This is a genomic window from Streptomyces sp. NBC_01390 (assembly GCF_045040105.1).
Taxonomy (GTDB): domain Bacteria; phylum Actinomycetota; class Actinomycetes; order Streptomycetales; family Streptomycetaceae; genus Streptomyces.
The window spans coordinates 2,999,127-3,014,839 of record NZ_CP109551.1; the positions used below are offsets into that span (position 1 = coordinate 2,999,127).

The following is a 15,713-nucleotide window of genomic DNA, read 5'->3' on the forward strand; positions in this document are numbered from 1 at the left end:
CCGTGCGGGCGGGGGCTACCGCCCGAGCCCGGTCACTCGGCGGTCCACCTCGGATCCCGTCCGCTGAGCCCGATCACCCGGTCCAGCAGCGGAGCGTCGTCCGGCACGGGGACGACGGGACCGAAGATGCCGACCCCGCCGCTCTGCTCCACGGCGGCGGCCAGGAAGCCGTGGGCCGCTTCCACGGCGGCCGGATCGGGCTCGTACTCCTGTCCGGTGGCACGGGCCAGGTCCCAGCCGTGGACGACGAGTTCGTCGGCCGCGACGGCCGCGGCGACCGCGCCCGGCAGCGTCACGCCACCGGCGCGGGTCTCGCCGGTCCAGGCGGCCGGGTCGCGCCAGGCGTCGGCGAGTTCGTCGAGCGCCTTCGTCAGGCTCTCGCGCCAGCCGTCCGTGAAGTCGGGGATGTCGGGCACGACATCGGCCGGGTTGGCGGCAGTCGTAGCGCCGAGCTCCTTGCGCGCGGCGTCACGGAAGGCGACGGCCAGTCCGGCGACATGACCCAGCAGATTGTGTACGGCGTACGCCGGGCACGGCGTCCCGGCCACGAGCTGCTGGTCGCTCACCCGCTCCGCGAGCCGGGCCACGATCCGGGTCTGCGGTCCGAGGTCGAGGGTGGTCGTCCGGTCGGTCATCGGTTTCTCCGTAAGTTGTCGGGTGGCCGGGCTGGTACACACGCCCGGTCGGCACGGCAGGGTGTAGACCGCCGCCGTACGCGAAACTCATCGCCCGGCCCGGCACACCCTCGTTCCTATGGCACCTTCCCGATGCCTCCGCCCACCCCTTAGCTCCACGATGACCAGGCATGACGACTCGAAACTGGTCCGTGGTGCGCGTGCTGCGGGACCGCGCCGCCGGGCTGTATCTCGCCGGGGTCGTGGTCTCCGGCTTCGGCACCTCGGCCCTGTGGCTGGCCTCCGGGATCTGGGTCAAGGACCTCACCGGCTCGGACGGCCTGGCCGCGCTCTGCCTGTTCGCGATGTGGGCGCCGAGCCTGGCGGGCCCGCTGCTGGGCACGCTCGCCGACCGCACCCGACGAAAACCGCTCCTGATCTGCACGAACATAACCCTGGCGGCCCTCCTGACAGCCCTGTTCACGGTCGACTCCGCAGACCGCGTGTGGATCCTCTTCGCCGTCCTGTTCGTGTACGGAGCGGTGGGCGTCGTCCAGGACGCGGCCGAGTCGGCCCTGGTCGCCACGGCTGTCGACGCCTCGCTGCTGGGCGACTTCAACGGCCTGCGCATGACGGCGAACGAGGGCATGAAACTGGTCGCCCCGTCGGCCGGCGCGGGCCTCTACGCGGCCTACGGCGGTCCGAGCGTGGCCCTCCTGGACGCCGTCACGTTCGTCCTCGCCACCTTCCTGTATGCCTGGCTGCGCGTCCGCGAGAGCGCTCCGCCGCCCCCGGCGACCGGCCTGCGCGCCCGGACCGCCGAGGGCGCCCTCTTCCTGTGGCGGCACGACCGGCTGCGCCCGCTCGTCCTGGCGGGCGGCACGACGATGCTCCTGTCGGGCCTGAGCGCCGCCACCCTCTACGCCGTCGTCGAGGGGCTCGGCCACTCCCCCACGTACGCCGGCCCGCTGTACGTCCTCCAGGGCGCCGGCTCGGTGGCGGTCGGCCTGGCCTCGGGCCCACTGCTGCGCCGCCTCGGGGAGCGCCGGTTCGCTGCGTACGGGATCGTCCTGACCGGCGCGGCCACGGCTCTGCGGGCGGTCCCGGCCGACCTCGCGGTCCTCGGCTCCGGCGTGGCGGCCGGGATGGGCCTGCCGTGCGTGCTGATCGCGGGCCTCACCGCCGTACAGCGGGAGACACCCGGGGAACTGCTCGGCCGTACGGCGGCGACCGCCAACACCCTGATGTTCGCGCCCACGGCGATCGGTCTGGCCGTGGGCGCCGCACTGGTCGAACTCGTCGACCACCGGGTGCTTCTCCCGTTGTACGCCCTCGCGCTGCTGCTGACCGCGATCCCGCTGTTTCAGCGCCGGGCGAGCGCGTCCCGTACCGCCTCCAGATCGCCGTCCGACGCCAACCCGGCGTGATAGAGCCGCAGTTCGGTGGCCCCGAGATCGGCTGCGCGCTCCGCGTCCGCCGCGAGCGTGGCCGGGCTGCCGCCCATCCCGGAGACCACGACCAGATTGGCGGCCAGGACAGCACCCTGCCCGTCCACCTCCGCGAACGGTGTCAGCAGTCCCGCCCCGCCCGTGCACGGCACCACCACACCGTCCGCGACGGACAGGATGTGCGCGGGGTCCACGCCCGCGTTGGCGCCGACGTGGTAGGACACGGGGTCGGCGTGCAGCAGCACCTGGAAGCCGGCCGGGGCCGCCGCCCGGACCGCCGCGACGGCCGCCTCCTGGAGCGTGCGGGCCGTTTCCTCGCGCCACGCGCGCGTGCGGGCGGCCTGCTCGTCACCGAGGGCCTTCTCGACCCCGGCCCACCCCCCGTGATCCGGCTCGCCCCGCCAGAACGGCTCCAGCGCGGCGCGTACGGCCGCCGCAAGCTCGTCGGGATCGAGGCCCTGGCCGCCGTACCCGGCCCGGCAGGAAGGGCAGAAGCAGAGCGCCATCAGATACTGGCCGGCGTCGCCGAGCCCGATGGCACCGGTCTTGTCGTGGGCGTGCAGATGGGCGAGTCCGTACCAGCCGAGGGACTCCAGTTCCGTACCGCGCGCTCCGGGCCGTACGGCGGCCTCGGCGGCGAGATCGACGAGGTACGCGCGCGTGGCGGGCTGCGCGATACAGGGCGCCCATGGGTAGCGGTCCCCGTAGGCGTTGACCACGGAGGTGTCCGGACGGTCGGCGCCCAGACGGGAGTTGTGCGCGAGGACGACCCAGGTGTGCACGTCGAGGCCCGCCTCGGCGAGGGCGTCGGCGGCCTCGCCGTACGCGTCCCCGGGGGCCCATGCTCCGGCAGCGTACGGCCGCAGCTCGCGGCCCGCCCAGCGCTCGTCGGCCGGGTACAGCACGGCCGCGTGCTCGGCGGTGACGATGCGGTGGCGGGGGTGGCGGGGGGTCAACGCGCGCGTGGAGTGGTACGCGGAGGCCAGGGTCACCTGTTCCACACCGAGCGCGGCGATCCGCCGGGCGGCCTCGGGGTCGCCGTTGACGTCCCAGGGATAGACGAATGCGGACGCCTTCACACGCTCTCCTCGAACTCGGAATCAACACCGGCACCACCGTGACGGACGCCGCCGGCCCCCGCACCGCTGCCGGCACCGGACTCGGCGTCGAGCAGTGCGTAACCGCGCTCCACGAGCCGCACGAGCTGCTTCACATGATCCTCGGACGGCTCGTGCAGCGGCGGCCGGACCTCCCCGACGTCGAGTCCGGCCTGCCGTACGCCGGCCTTGACGAGCGAGACGGCGTATCCGCGTCCCTGCGCCCGCAGTTCGACGAACGGCCGGTAGAAGCCGTCCACGAGCCGGTTCACGGTCACGTCGTCGCCGGTGGTGAACGCCTTGTGGAAGGCGAGCGCGATCTCGGGCGCGAAGCAGAAGACGGCCGACGAGTAGAGGGTGACGCCGATGCCCTTGTAGGCGAGCCCGGTCAGTTCCGCGGTCGGCAGCCCGTTGAAGTACAGGAAGTCGCCGGGCACCTCCGTGCGGACCGCGCTCACGATCCGCTGCATCAGGTCCATGTCGCCGAGCCCGTCCTTCAGCCCGATGATCCCCTCGGTGCGCGCCAGAGCGACAACGGTCCCGGGCGTGAACACGGCGTTGTCGCGCTGGTAGACGATGACCGGCAGCGCGGTGGCGGCGGCCAGCTCCCGGTAGTGGCGCAGCAGCCCCTCCTGCCCGGCCACGACCAGATACGGCGGCATGGCGAGCAGCCCGTCGGCCCCGGCGTCCTGTGCGAGACGCGCGTAACGCACGGCGAGCGCGGTGCCGTATCCGGCGCCCGCGACCACGGGCACGCGCCCGGCCGTCGCCTCGACCGCCGCCCGTACACAGTCCTGGAACTCCTCCGGCGTCAGCGCGTGGAACTCCCCGGTCCCGCAGCATGCGAAGACGGCCGCGGCACCCGCCTCCACCCCTTGCCGCACATGCGTGCGGTACACGTCGAGGTCGAGCGAGCCGTCGGGGCCGTACGCGGTGACGGGGAAGAACAGCGGACCGCTCGGGACGGTGAGTCGGGCGGCGAGGGGGGCTGGCGTCACGGGCTCTCCCTGGACAGGCATTCGTGCACGCTTATGATTCATGTCTATATTTCTGAACACTTTCACGCTAAGGGCCCACCAGGGGGCCGGTCAAGCTGATCGACACCCACTTGGAGGCAGAAAGCGCAGCTCTGCGCCACACTTGACGGCAGCCGCCACGGCTCCATAGCGTGTCCACGGATGTGAATGTCGTACACGCATACGGCCGCCCGAAGGAGACCCGAGGATGCCCGCTCCCCGCACCGTCCTGCTCACCGGCGCCGCCGGCGGACTCGGCACGCTGATGCGGGACCTGCTCCCGTCCTACGGTTACGAACTGCGCCTCTTCGACCTGCTCCCCATCGCGGGCGAACCGGACGCGATCACCGCGGACCTCACGGACAGCGCGGCGCTGCGCGAGGCCGTGCGGGGCGTCGACGCGATCATCCATCTCGCGGGCATCTCCCTGGAAGCCTCTTTCGACAAGATCCTCAAGGCGAACATCGAGGGCACCTACAACCTGTACGAGGCCGCGCGCGAAGAGGGCGTCCAGCGCATCGTCTTCGCCTCCTCGAACCACGCGGTGGGCTTCACCCCCCGCCCGCAGGGCGCCGATCCGCTGATCCCGGTCGACACCCCGCACCGCCCGGACACCTTCTACGGCCTCTCCAAGGCCTTCGGCGAGGACCTGGCCCAGTTCTACTGGGACAAGCACGGCCTGGAGACCGCCTCCGTCCGCATCGGCTCCTGCTTCCCCGAGCCGACCAGCGTGCGCATGCTGTCACTGTGGATGAGCCCCGCCGACGGCGCCCGCCTCTTCCACGCGGCCCTGACCGCCGAGGAGGTCGGCCACACAGTCGTCTACGGCTCCTCCGCCAACACCCGCCTGTGGTGGGACCTGGACACCGCACGGGCGCTCGGCTACACCCCGCAGGACGACTCCGAGCCGTACGCCGAGAAACTCATCGCCGAACAGGGCGACCTGGACCCGGAGAACGCGGGCCACGCCAACCTGGGCGGCCACTTCGTGACGACCCCGCCGATCTGGCCGCACTGAAGCCCGACCGCAACCACAGCCGGGCACCGAACGGGCCGCCCGTTGCCTCATTCGGGCACTCGAACATCCGCTGCCGCGCCTCTGGAACGGGCGCGGCAGCGCCCTTCCAGGGGCGCGGGGAACTGCGCGACCAGCCACATCGCACCCGCGGTCGGCAGCCAACAGCACCCACCGGGCTCCTGGTCCCCACTCGAACCCGGACAGGCCCGAACGGGCACACGCGGTCACTATCACCCCCGTAACAGACCTGGTCACCGCCCCGCCTCCGCTGTAGAACTTCCCCCACAGGCCCGAACGGGCAACGCGGCAGGCAGGCGGGTGACAACATGACCAACACTGCGGCAGACCGCCAGCGGCACATCGTGCACACCGCCCGCACCACCGGCTCCGTCGACGTGACCACGCTCGCCACCGAACTCGGCGTGGCCAAGGAGACCGTACGGCGCGATCTGCGCGCCTTGGAGGAGCACGGCCTCGTCCGCCGCACCCACGGCGGCGCCTACCCCGTGGAGAGCGCCGGTTTCGAGACGACGCTCGCCTTCCGCGCCACCAGCCACGTGCCCGAGAAACGCCGGATCGCCGCCGCGGCGGCCGAACTGCTCGGGGACGCCGAAACGGTCTTCGTCGACGAGGGGTTCACCCCCCAGCTCATCGCCGAGGCACTGCCCAGGGACCGGCCGCTGACCGTGGTCACCGCGTCCCTGCCCGTCGCGGGCGCGCTCGCGGAGGCCGAGAACACCTCGGTCCTGCTGCTCGGCGGGCGGGTCCGCCCCGGCACCCTCGCGACGGTCGACCACTGGACGACGAAGATGCTGGCCGGCTTCGTCCTGGACCTTGCCTACATCGGCGCCAACGGCATCTCCCGAGAACACGGCCTGACCACACCCGACCCCGCCGTCAGCGAGGTCAAGGCACAGGCGATCCGGGCCTCGCGGCGCACGGTGTTCGCGGGCGTGCACACCAAGTTCGGGGCGGTCAGCTTCTGCCGGTTCGCCGACATCGGCGACCTGGACACGATCGTCACGAGCACCCTGCTGCCCACGACGGAAGCACACCGCTACGCCCTACGAGGCCCGCAGATCCTCCGCGTCTGAACCCCCGACTCCCCACCCGGACTCCCTCCCCTCCCCTCCCCCCTTCGAGGGCACCCCACCCCCAGGCGTGCCCTTTATGCCCCCATACCTCCAGGAGCGATCCATGCGAACCCCGAGCCGACGGAGGCCGCGAGCCACGCTCGCCCTGGCCGCCGCAGGGACGCTGCTCACCCCGCTGCTCTCCGGCTGCTGGGCCGGAGCGGGCGGGTCCGGTTCCGGCGGCGACGCCGTCAACGTCCTGATGGTGAACAACCCGCAGATGGTCGAGTTGCAGAAACTCACCGCGGCCCACTTCACCAAGGAGACCGGCATCAAGGTCAACTTCACCGTGCTGCCCGAGAACGACGTCCGCGACAAGATCAGCCAGGACTTCGCCAACCAGGCGGGCCAGTACGACGTGGCGACCCTCTCCAACTACGAGATACCGATCTACGCCCGCAACGGCTGGCTGCACGAGATGAACACGTACGTCGCGAAGGACAGCGCGTACGACGAACAGGACGTCCTCACACCGATGCGCCAGTCCCTCACCGGCGACGACCACAAGCTGTACGGCCAGCCGTTCTACGGCGAGTCGTCCTTCCTGATGTACCGCAAGGACGTGTTCGAGGCGAAGGGCCTCACCATGCCGCCGCACCCCACCTGGACCCAGGTCGCCGATCTGGCGGCGAAGGCCGACGGAGCCGAGCCGGGCATGAAGGGCATCTGTCTGCGCGGACTGCCGGGCTGGGGCGAGGTCATGGCACCCCTCACCACGGTCGTGAACACCTTCGGCGGCACCTGGTTCGACAAGGACTGGAAGGCGAGGCTCGACTCCCCCGAGTGGAAGCGGGCGGTGACCTTCTACGTCGACCTCGTACGCGACCACGGCGAGTCCGGCGCCCCCCAGTCCGGCTTCGCCGAGTGCCTCAACAACATGACCCAGAGCAAGGTCTCCATGTGGTACGACGCCACGTCCGCGGCCGGCTCCCTGGAGTCGGCGAACTCCCCGGTCAAGGGGAAGATCGGCTACGTCCCCGCCCCCGTCGAGAAGACGGAGTCCTCGGGCTGGCTCTACACCTGGGCCTGGGGCATCCAGAAGGCCTCCCGAAACCCCGACGACGCCTGGAAGTTCGTGTCCTGGGCGTCCAGCAAGCAGTACGAGCAGCTGGTCGGCGACAAGATCGGCTGGTCCAACGTCCCGGCGGGCAAACGCGCGTCGACGTACGCGAACCCCGCCTACCGCCAGGAGGCCGCCGCCTTCCAGGAGACGACGAAGGAGGCCATCGAGGGCGCACGCCCCGAGGACCCCGGAGTCCAGCCGCGTCCGGCACCCGGCATCCAGTTCGTCGGCATTCCGGAGTTCACCGATCTCGGCACCAGGGTGTCGCAGGAGATCAGCGCGGCCATCGCGGGACGCCAGTCCGTCGAGTCGGCCCTGAGGAAGTCCCAGAAGCTGGCAGAGGAGATCTCCGAGGAGTACGAGGGACGATGACCGCGACCACCGCAGCCCCGACAGCCACCGCACCATCCGTACGCGCCCAGCAGCGCCCCTCGGGCGACCGGCTGCGCGCCTGGGCCACCCGGGCCCCACTGCTCCCCGCCCTGATCTTCATGATCGCCGTGACCCAACTCCCGTTCGTGGCCACGCTGGTGATCTCGTTCTTCGACTGGAACGCGCTCTACCCGAAGGCCCGCCGCTTCACCGGCTTCGCCAACTACACGGAGGTCCTGACCGACGCCGACCTGCGCCAATCGGTATGGACGACGGTCCTGCTCACCGCCGCCGTGGTCCTGGCCAGCCTGGTCCTGGGCCTGGCCCTGGCGCTCCTGCTGGACCGAAGGTTCCGCGGCCGGGGCATCGTCCGTACGCTCCTCATCGCCCCGTTCCTGGTGGTCCCGGTGGCGGCGGCCCTGCTCTGGAAGCATGTGCTCTACAACCCCGAATACGGCCTGCTCAACGGCCTGTTGCACTACGTAGGGGGCCCGCAGCCGGACTGGATCTCCAACACCCCGCTGCTCGCGGTGGAGGCATCACTGGTCTGGCAGTGGACGCCGTTCATGATGCTGATCCTGCTGGCGGGACTGCAGAGCCGCGACCAGCAGCAGATCGAGGCGGCGAAGGTGGACGGCGCCAACGACTGGCAGATCTTCCGCCACCTGACCCTCCCCCATCTGCGCCGCTACCTCGAACTCGGCGCGCTGCTGGGCTCGATCTACATCGTCCAGAACTTCGACGCGGTATTCACCATCACCTCAGGCGGCCTGGGCACGGCGAACCTCCCTTACACCGTCTACCAGAGCTTCTACCAGGCCCACGAGAACGGCCTCGCCTCCGCGGCCGGCGTCCTGGTGGTCATCGGCTCGATCATCATCGCGACCTTCGCGCTGCGCGTGGTCTCGTCCCTGTTCCGCGAGGAGGCGTCCCGAGCATGAGCGCCACAACGACCGTACGTGAACGCCCCCGCCGCACCCGAGGAGCGGGCCTGGGCCTGCTGGCCTGGCTGGCGGGCATCCTCTTCTTCCTCCCGATCGCGTGGATGGCCCTGACGTCCTTCCACTCGGAGGAGGACGCGGCGACCAACCCCCCGTCTTTCGGCGCCGCGCTGACCCTCGACGGCTACCGCGAGTTCTTCGGCACGGGAGGCGGCGCGAGCCCCTGGCCGTCCCTGATCAACTCGACGGTGGCGTCACTGACTTCGACACTGTGCGTCCTGCTCCTCGCGCTCCCCGCGGCCTACGCACTCTCCATCCGCCCGGTGCGGAAATGGACGGACGTCCTCTTCTTCTTCCTGTCGACGAAGATGCTGCCGGTGGTGGCGGGCCTGCTCCCGATCTACCTGTTCGCGAAGAACACGGACATGCTGGACAACATCTGGCTGCTGGTCATCCTCTACACGTCCATGAACCTGCCGATCGCCGTGTGGATGATGCAGTCGTTCCTCTCCGAGGTCCCGGTGGCGATCATCGAGGCGGCAAGGGTAGACGGAGCACGCCTACCCACGGTCCTGACCCGGGTAGTAGCCCCGATAGCCCTCCCTGGCATCGCCGCCACGGCCCTGATCTGCTTCATCTTCAGCTGGAACGAGCTGCTGTTCGCCCGCGTCCTGACCGGAGTGGTGGCGGAAACGGCCCCCGTCTTCCTGACCGGCTTCATCACCAGCCAGGGCCTGTTCCTGGCGAAGGTGTGCGCCGCGTCGCTCGTCATCTCCCTGCCGGTGCTCGCCGCGGGATTCGCCGCCCAGGACAAACTGGTCCAGGGCCTGTCACTGGGAGCCGTGAAGTGAAGGCAGCCGTCATCGAGTCCGCTGGCAAGGCAGTCGTCACCGAGGTCCCGGACCCGACACCGGGCCCCCGCGAGGTCGTCGTCGAGGTCGCGGCCTGCGGCCTGTGCGGCACCGACCTGCACATCCTCCAGGGCGAGTTCGCCCCCACGCTGCCGATCGTGCCGGGGCACGAGTTCGCGGGCGAGGTGGTGGGCGTGGGCGGGGCAGTCACGGAACTGACCGTGGGCGACCGCGTGGCCGTGGACCCCTCCCTCTACTGCCACGAGTGCCGCTACTGCCGCACGGGCCACAACAACCTCTGCGAACGCTGGGCGGCGATCGGCGTGACGACAGCGGGCGGCGCGGCCCAGTACGCGGTCGCCCCCGTCGCCAACTGCGTACGTCTGCCGGAGCACATCCGCACCCAGGACGCGGCACTGGTGGAGCCCCTGTCGTGCGCGGTACGGGGCTACGACGTCCTGCGCTCACGCCTGGGCGCCCACGTCCTGATCTACGGCTCGGGAACGATGGGCCTGATGATGCTGGAGCTGGCCAAGCGGACGGGCGCGGCGAGTGTCGACGTGGTCGACGTCAACGCGCAACGCCTGTCCACGGCCCAGTTGCTCGGCGTATCCGGATCGGCGACGAGCGCGGACGAGCTGGACCGTCCACAGGGCTGGGACGTCGTCGTGGACGCCACGGGCAACGCGGCGGCAATCCAGGACGGCCTGGACCGGGTCGCGAAGGCGGGCACGTTCCTCCAGTTCGGCGTCGCGGACTACGCGACCCGGGTCACGATCGACCCGTACCGCATCTACAACCAGGAGATCACCATCACCGGTTCGATGGCGGTCCTCCACAGCTTCGAACGCGCGGCGGAGCTGTTCGCGGCGGGTGTCCTGAACCCGGAGGTGTTCATCAGCGACCGTCTGCCGCTGGGGAGTTACCCGCAGGCGTTGGAACAGTTCGCGTCGGGGGTGGGCCGAAAGATCGTGGTGGTGCCGTAGGGGGGGTCTCCCACCCGCCCACCCGTTCACCGCATCTGTCCAGCTCGGGCCTTGTTTCCCACCCACCCACCCGTTTGCGGCATCTGTCCAGCGCGACCCCAGCCATCCCACCCCACCCGGCGTTCGACGACAAGGCCCCTCCAGAGCGGACCCAGCGCAGACCCGCACCCTTCCAGCGCCGGCCGCATTATCAGCCCGTCCGGCGTTTGAGGACGAGGCCCCTTCAGGGCCGAAGCGGGGGTCTGGGGGCGGCAGCCCCCAGGAACGGGATGGGACGGGTAGGGGCGGCGGGGGCGAGAAAACCCGACCCTCACCCACCCGCACCAAATGACCGCAGGGTAAGGGAACGGTAAAGCGGGTCCGCTCGTTCACCGGTCATGACAGCTATGACACCCGGCTCGAACATCCCTCTTCCCGTCGCCCGAGTGACGGTGGACGTCGCTGCCCCGGTGCGGCTCGACGTATCGAGCCTGCTGCTCACCGCCGACGGCAAGGTGCGCTCCGACGACGACTTCATCTTCTACAACCAGCCGACCGGCCCCGGCGTGACATACCGCTCCGGCGGCGGCACCAGCCCCGACTCGATCACCGTCGACACCACCGCCGTCCCCCCGGGCATCGAGAAGATCGTCGTCACGGCGAGCCCTGACGCCGCGGGCCAGACCTTCCAGGGCATCGAACCGACGGCCACCATCCGCAACGCGGCCGACAACACCGTCCTCGCCTCGTTCACACCCCCGCAGCTCGGCACGGAAACCGCCCTGGTGATCGTCGAGATCTACCTCCGCAACGGCGCCTGGAAGGCCCGCGCCGTCGGCCAGGGGTATGCGAACGGCCTGGCAGGCATCGCCACGGACTTCGGCGTGAGCGTGGAGGAACCGGCACCGGCACCGGCCGCCGCACAGGCAGCCCCGGTCCAGCCCCCGACACCCCCGATGGCACCCCCCGCCCCCGTCACGTCGGTCAGCCCGCCCCCGCCCGCCGCCGCACCCCCGGCACCCCCCACCCCGCCCCTCGGCGCCGGAAAGATCAACCTCGACAAGGGCCGCGTAAGCCTCCAGAAGAACCAGACCGTCTCCCTGGTCAAGGGCGGCCGGCCCCTCCTCTCCCAGGTCAAGATGGGCCTCGGCTGGGAGCCCGCGTTCCGGGGCAAGGACATCGACCTGGACGCGTCGGTCATCGCGTACGGCCCGCAGCGCAACCACATCGACAGCTGCTACTTCGGCAAGCTCTCCATCGTGAACGGCGCGATCAAGCACTCCGGCGACAACCTCACGGGCGAGGGCGGGGGCGACGACGAGGTGATCGTGGTCGACCTGGGCCGACTGCCCCAGGAGGTCACCGGCCTGGTCTTCACGGTGAACTCGTTCTCCGGTCAGAAGTTCACCGAGGTGGCGAAGGCGTACTGCCGTCTCCTGGACGCGGCGACGGGCGAGGAACTGGTCCGCTTCGACCTGACCAGCGCCGAACCGCAGACGGGCGTGATGATGGCCAAGATGATCAAGCAGTTCTCCGGCGAGTGGGAGATGACGGCGATCGGCGACTTCGTGAAGTCCCGCACGGTCAGGGGCATGGTGAAGCCGGCCGCACAGTCGCTGTAACCACACAGCCGCACCACCGCACCACCCGCCGAAGCGGACCGTGGGACAGACATCACGCCGTCGCCGCCACCGTCGCCGTCACTTCGTCAACCCGTCACCTTGACGACGAACGCGGCGACGTTCCCCACGGTCCGCCGGATCTTCTCCTCCAGAGTGATCGTCTCGTGCAGTCGCGCCCCGGCGCCCGCGTCCTTCCTGCCCCGCACATACAGCGAGCAGCTGAGGTCGCCGCATATGTACGCCCCCACCGAGTTGCCCTGCTTCCCTGCTTTCCCCGCCTTCCGCGCGACCATCAGGGACACGCCTCCGGTGTGCGAGGTCAGGCACATCGAGCACATGCTGCGCCGCGTCTGCCCGAAGGCGGGCGCGGAACTGCGCAGGGCAAGGCCCGCCGGCCCGCCGTCCACCTCGGCGACGAGGTAGGCCCGGTCAGGCGCCTGCGGATCTCGCCACCCCAGGAAGTCCAGGTCCTCCCAGGGACGGTCGGCCAGGTCACGCGGCACGGCCAGACGCTGCGCCTCACCCTTCGTGCAGTTCACGAACGCGGCACGGATCTCTTGCTCGGTCAGCGGCTCCATAACGACAGGCTAATTTGCCTAAACTCTTTAGGCAAACCTATATTCTCCTTAGCCAAACAGCTTCGGTTGAACAGGATCGGTTGAACGGGAAACGTGAGGAGAGTCATGGCACGCGCAGGACTCACCGCGGAACGCCTGACCAGAGCCGGAGCGGAACTCGCCGACGAGGTCGGCTTCGACCAGGTGACCGCCTCGGAGCTGGCCCGGCGGTTCGACGTCAAGGTCGCGAGTCTGTACTCGCACATCAGGAACACCCACGACCTCAGGACCAGGATCGCCCTGCTCGCCCTCGACGAACTCGCCGACCTCGCCGCCGACGCCGTGGCCGGACGGGCCGGCAAGGACGCCCTGACCGCCTTCGCGAACGTCTACCGGGACTACGGCAGGGACCACCCCGGTCGCGCCGCCGCCGCCCGGATGAGGCTCGATCCCGAGACGGCCGCCGCCAGTGGGGGCGTCCGCCACGCTCAGCTGACGCGGGCGATCCTGCGCGGCTACGACCTCACCGAGCCCGACCAGACCCACGCGGTCCGCCTCCTGGGCAGCGTCTTCCACGGTTACTCCAGCCTGGAGTTGGCGGGCGGCTTCAGCCACAGCGCCCCGGACTCGGAGGAGACCTGGACCAGGGTCCTGGACGCCCTCGACGCCCTGCTGCGCAACTGGCCGACCGCGTCCCCCCTTTGACCGACAGGCCGAGGCCGAGAACAGCGAGGACAGCGGACAACGGACAGCCGCGAGCCGCGAGCCGCGAGCCGCCAAGAAGAGGACAGGCAGACAGACATGCACACCCAGCACAGCTGGACGACCACACCCATCACCGCCGACCTGATACGCGGCGCCCTCGACCTGGAGCACACCTCCCACGGCGTACTCCCCCACCGGCTGCCCGCCCGGGCCCGCGCCCAGTGCACGGACCCCCAACTCGCCGCGGCGGAAGCCCAGCCCTCCGGCGTACGACTGGTCTTCCGCACCCGGGCGACCTCCGTCGAACTGGACGCGCTGCCCACCAAGCGGGTCTACGCGGGCGCCCCGCCTCGCCCCGACGGTGTGTACGACCTCCTCGTCGACGGCCGGCTGGCCGCCCAGTCCTCTGTGACCGGCGCGGGCAACACCCTGACCGTCGACCTGACCGCCGGGACCACGACACACGAACCCGGCCCGCCCGGCACCCTCCGCTTCACCGGCCTGCCGGACCGCCTGAAGAACATCGAGATCTGGCTGCCCCACAACGAGACCACCGAACTGGTCGCCCTGCGCACCAACGCCCCGGCCGAACCCATGGCCGCACACGACGGAACTCGCGCGGTGTGGCTGCACCACGGCAGCTCGATCAGTCACGGCTCCGACGCCGCAAGCCCCACGGCCATCTGGCCCGCGCTCGCCGCGTCCCTCGGCGGTGTGGAGCTGATCAACCTGGGCCTGGCGGGCAGTGCGCTGCTCGACCCGTTCACCGCCCGCGCGATGCGCGACACCCCCGCCGACCTGATCAGCGTCAAGATCGGCATCAATCTGGTCAACACCGATCTGATGCGTCTGCGTGCCTTCGGTCCCGCGGTCCACGGCTTCCTCGACACCATCCGCGAGGGCCACCCGACCGCACCGCTCCTGCTCGTCTCACCCCTCCACTGCCCCATGCACGAGGACACCCCCGGCCCCACCGCCCTGGACTTCAGCACGATGGGCGCCGGTCAAGTGCGCTTCCAGCCCATGGGCGACCCCGCCGAGCGCGACCCCGGCAAACTGACCCTCAACGTCATTCGTGAGGAGCTGGCCCGCATCGTCGAGCAGCGGTCGGCGGACGACCCGAACCTCCGCCATCTCGACGGCCGCGTCCTGTACGGGGAGGCCGACTTCGCCGAACTCCCGCTGCCCGACCAGCTCCACCCGGACGCGGCCACCCACCGCCGTATCGGGGAGCGCTTCGCCGAACTCGCCTTCACCGGACCAGATCCACTCCTCGGAAACTCGGAACGGGACTAGAACAGGGCGCTGTACGCGTTCAGCGCGGGCTGACCACCCAGGTGCGCGTACAGCACGGTGGAGTCCCGCCCGATCTCCCCCCGCGCCACGAGATCGACCATCCCGGCCATCGACTTGCCCTCGTACACGGGATCGGTGACCATCCCCTCGGTACGGGCGGCGAGCCGCATCGCGTCCAGGGTCGTGTCGTCGGGGATCCCGTACGTACCCGCGTGATAGCGCCCGTCCAGCTCGACGTCCGCCTCGGTCAACTCCCGCTTGACACCGATGAGTTGACCGGTGTTGTGGGCGATCCGCGCGATCTGCTCCTTCGTCCGGGAGGGCGCCGCCGACGCGTCGACGCCGAGCACACGCCGGGACCGGCCGCCCGCCTCCTCCAGCGCCGCGAACCCGGCGACCATTCCGGCCTGGGTCGAGCCGGTAACCGAGCACACCACCACGGTGTCGAAGAAGACCCCCAACTCCCTTTCCTGTTCGGCGACTTCGTAGGCCCAACCGGCGAACCCGAGTCCGCCCAGGGGATGGTCGGAGGCGCCCGCCGGAATCGCGTACGGCTTGCCGCCCCCTTCCTCCACCTCACGGAGTGCCTGCTCCCAGCTCTCCTTGAACCCGATACCGAACCCGGCGCGCACCAACCGCACATCGGCCCCGGCGAGCCGGCTGATCAGGATGTTGCCGACCTTGTCGTAGACGGAGTCGGGCCACTCCACCCAACTCTCCTGCACGAGAACGCACTTGAGCCCGGCGCGGGCGGCACAGGCGGCGACCTGACGGGTGTGGTTGGACTGCACTCCGCCGATCGAGACAAGCGTGTCGCAACCCTGGGCGAGCGCGTCGGCGACCAGGTACTCCAGCTTGCGCGTCTTGTTGCCGCCGTACGCGACACCGGAGTTGCAGTCCTCACGCTTGGCCCAGAGGGCGGCGCCGCCGAGATGCGCGGTGAGCCGCTCCAGCGGGTGCACGGGCGAGGGCCCGAAGAGAAGGGGGTAACGCTCGTACGACGCAAGGGACATGG

General features: G+C 70.4%; 15 protein-coding genes. 10 read left to right on the plus strand and 5 right to left on the minus strand.

Going from position 1 to position 15,713, the window contains the following annotated elements; translation table 11 throughout:
* Positions 1–32: 32 nt before the first annotated feature.
* Positions 33–635, minus strand: coding sequence for a TIGR03086 family metal-binding protein (locus OG241_RS13345; RefSeq protein ID WP_405815506.1), 603 nt, complete (start codon positions 633–635; stop codon positions 33–35).
* Between the two features lie 170 nt (positions 636–805).
* Here OG241_RS13345 and OG241_RS13350 point away from each other — a divergent pair, with 170 nt between their 5' ends.
* Positions 806–2,041 carry an MFS transporter gene (locus tag OG241_RS13350; RefSeq protein ID WP_405815507.1) on the plus strand — a complete coding sequence of 412 codons (1,236 nt, stop codon included), beginning with the start codon at positions 806–808 and terminating at the stop codon, positions 2,039–2,041.
* Here the strand turns inward: OG241_RS13350 and OG241_RS13355 are convergent.
* Positions 1,978–3,141 (minus strand): hypothetical protein, encoded by a 1,164-nt coding sequence (locus OG241_RS13355; protein ID WP_405815508.1) that lies wholly within the window; start codon positions 3,139–3,141, stop codon positions 1,978–1,980. The genes OG241_RS13350 and OG241_RS13355 overlap by 64 nt on opposite strands.
* Positions 3,138–4,157: a 5-dehydro-4-deoxyglucarate dehydratase gene (locus tag OG241_RS13360; protein WP_405815509.1), complete on the minus strand. Its 1,020-nt coding sequence runs from the start codon at positions 4,155–4,157 to the stop codon at positions 3,138–3,140. Before OG241_RS13360 ends, OG241_RS13355 begins: the two co-directional genes overlap by 4 nt.
* Positions 4,158–4,383: 226 nt before the next feature.
* On the opposite strand from OG241_RS13360, the gene OG241_RS13365 reads away from it, so the two are divergent.
* The 7 genes from OG241_RS13365 (at position 4,384) to OG241_RS13395 (ending at position 12,140) form a co-directional block, all read left to right on the plus strand.
* Positions 4,384–5,193, plus strand: a complete 810-nt coding sequence (locus OG241_RS13365; RefSeq protein WP_405815510.1) for an NAD-dependent epimerase/dehydratase family protein — start codon at positions 4,384–4,386, stop codon at positions 5,191–5,193.
* Between the two features lie 326 nt (positions 5,194–5,519).
* A complete protein-coding gene (locus OG241_RS13370; RefSeq protein ID WP_405815512.1) occupies positions 5,520–6,287 on the plus strand; it encodes a DeoR/GlpR family DNA-binding transcription regulator in 768 nt (255 codons plus the stop codon).
* A 103-nt stretch (positions 6,288–6,390) separates the two neighbouring features.
* Positions 6,391–7,761: an ABC transporter substrate-binding protein gene (locus OG241_RS13375; protein ID WP_405815513.1), complete on the plus strand. Its 1,371-nt coding sequence runs from the start codon at positions 6,391–6,393 to the stop codon at positions 7,759–7,761.
* On the plus strand, positions 7,758–8,702 hold the full coding sequence (locus OG241_RS13380) for a carbohydrate ABC transporter permease (RefSeq protein WP_405815514.1): 945 nt from the start codon (positions 7,758–7,760) through the stop codon (positions 8,700–8,702). The genes OG241_RS13375 and OG241_RS13380 overlap by 4 nt, the downstream gene beginning before the upstream one ends.
* Positions 8,699–9,553: a carbohydrate ABC transporter permease gene (locus OG241_RS13385; RefSeq protein WP_405815515.1), complete on the plus strand. Its 855-nt coding sequence runs from the start codon at positions 8,699–8,701 to the stop codon at positions 9,551–9,553. Before OG241_RS13380 ends, OG241_RS13385 begins: the two co-directional genes overlap by 4 nt.
* On the plus strand, positions 9,550–10,539 hold the full coding sequence (locus OG241_RS13390) for a zinc-dependent alcohol dehydrogenase family protein (protein ID WP_405815516.1): 990 nt from the start codon (positions 9,550–9,552) through the stop codon (positions 10,537–10,539). Before OG241_RS13385 ends, OG241_RS13390 begins: the two co-directional genes overlap by 4 nt.
* A gap of 386 nt (positions 10,540–10,925) precedes the next feature.
* Positions 10,926–12,140 (plus strand): TerD family protein, encoded by a 1,215-nt coding sequence (locus tag OG241_RS13395; RefSeq protein ID WP_405826182.1) that lies wholly within the window; start codon positions 10,926–10,928, stop codon positions 12,138–12,140.
* An 86-nt stretch (positions 12,141–12,226) separates the two neighbouring features.
* On the opposite strand, the gene OG241_RS13400 is transcribed toward OG241_RS13395, so the two are convergent.
* Positions 12,227–12,718, minus strand: coding sequence for an FBP domain-containing protein (locus tag OG241_RS13400; RefSeq protein WP_405815517.1), 492 nt, complete (start codon positions 12,716–12,718; stop codon positions 12,227–12,229).
* A gap of 105 nt (positions 12,719–12,823) precedes the next feature.
* On the opposite strand from OG241_RS13400, the gene OG241_RS13405 reads away from it, so the two are divergent.
* Together OG241_RS13405 and OG241_RS13410 are read left to right on the plus strand one after the other, a co-directional pair.
* Positions 12,824–13,402 (plus strand): TetR/AcrR family transcriptional regulator, encoded by a 579-nt coding sequence (locus tag OG241_RS13405; protein WP_405815518.1) that lies wholly within the window; start codon positions 12,824–12,826, stop codon positions 13,400–13,402.
* 96 nt (positions 13,403–13,498) lie between these two features.
* The gene (locus OG241_RS13410) at positions 13,499–14,698 is read left to right on the plus strand and encodes a GDSL-type esterase/lipase family protein (protein WP_405815520.1); all 1,200 of its coding nucleotides are present in this window, start codon (positions 13,499–13,501) and stop codon (positions 14,696–14,698) included.
* On the opposite strand, the gene OG241_RS13415 is transcribed toward OG241_RS13410, so the two are convergent.
* Positions 14,695–15,711 (minus strand): 1-aminocyclopropane-1-carboxylate deaminase, encoded by a 1,017-nt coding sequence (locus tag OG241_RS13415; protein ID WP_405815521.1) that lies wholly within the window; start codon positions 15,709–15,711, stop codon positions 14,695–14,697. The genes OG241_RS13410 and OG241_RS13415 overlap by 4 nt on opposite strands.
* Positions 15,712–15,713: the final 2 nt, after the last annotated feature.

Coding starts and splice junctions, on each gene's coding strand:
- OG241_RS13400 (WP_405815517.1), bottom strand. CDS start 12,718: ATGGAGCCGCTGACCGAGCAAGAGATCCGTGCCGCGTTCGTGAACTGC.
- OG241_RS13365 (WP_405815510.1), top strand. CDS start 4,384: ATGCCCGCTCCCCGCACCGTCCTGCTCACCGGCGCCGCCGGCGGACTC.
- OG241_RS13345 (WP_405815506.1), bottom strand. CDS start 635: ATGACCGACCGGACGACCACCCTCGACCTCGGACCGCAGACCCGGATC.
- OG241_RS13370 (WP_405815512.1), top strand. CDS start 5,520: ATGACCAACACTGCGGCAGACCGCCAGCGGCACATCGTGCACACCGCC.
- OG241_RS13375 (WP_405815513.1), top strand. CDS start 6,391: ATGCGAACCCCGAGCCGACGGAGGCCGCGAGCCACGCTCGCCCTGGCC.
- OG241_RS13380 (WP_405815514.1), top strand. CDS start 7,758: ATGACCGCGACCACCGCAGCCCCGACAGCCACCGCACCATCCGTACGC.
- OG241_RS13350 (WP_405815507.1), top strand. CDS start 806: ATGACGACTCGAAACTGGTCCGTGGTGCGCGTGCTGCGGGACCGCGCC.
- OG241_RS13395 (WP_405826182.1), top strand. CDS start 10,926: ATGACACCCGGCTCGAACATCCCTCTTCCCGTCGCCCGAGTGACGGTG.
- OG241_RS13410 (WP_405815520.1), top strand. CDS start 13,499: ATGCACACCCAGCACAGCTGGACGACCACACCCATCACCGCCGACCTG.
- OG241_RS13415 (WP_405815521.1), bottom strand. CDS start 15,711: ATGTCCCTTGCGTCGTACGAGCGTTACCCCCTTCTCTTCGGGCCCTCG.
- OG241_RS13385 (WP_405815515.1), top strand. CDS start 8,699: ATGAGCGCCACAACGACCGTACGTGAACGCCCCCGCCGCACCCGAGGA.
- OG241_RS13405 (WP_405815518.1), top strand. CDS start 12,824: ATGGCACGCGCAGGACTCACCGCGGAACGCCTGACCAGAGCCGGAGCG.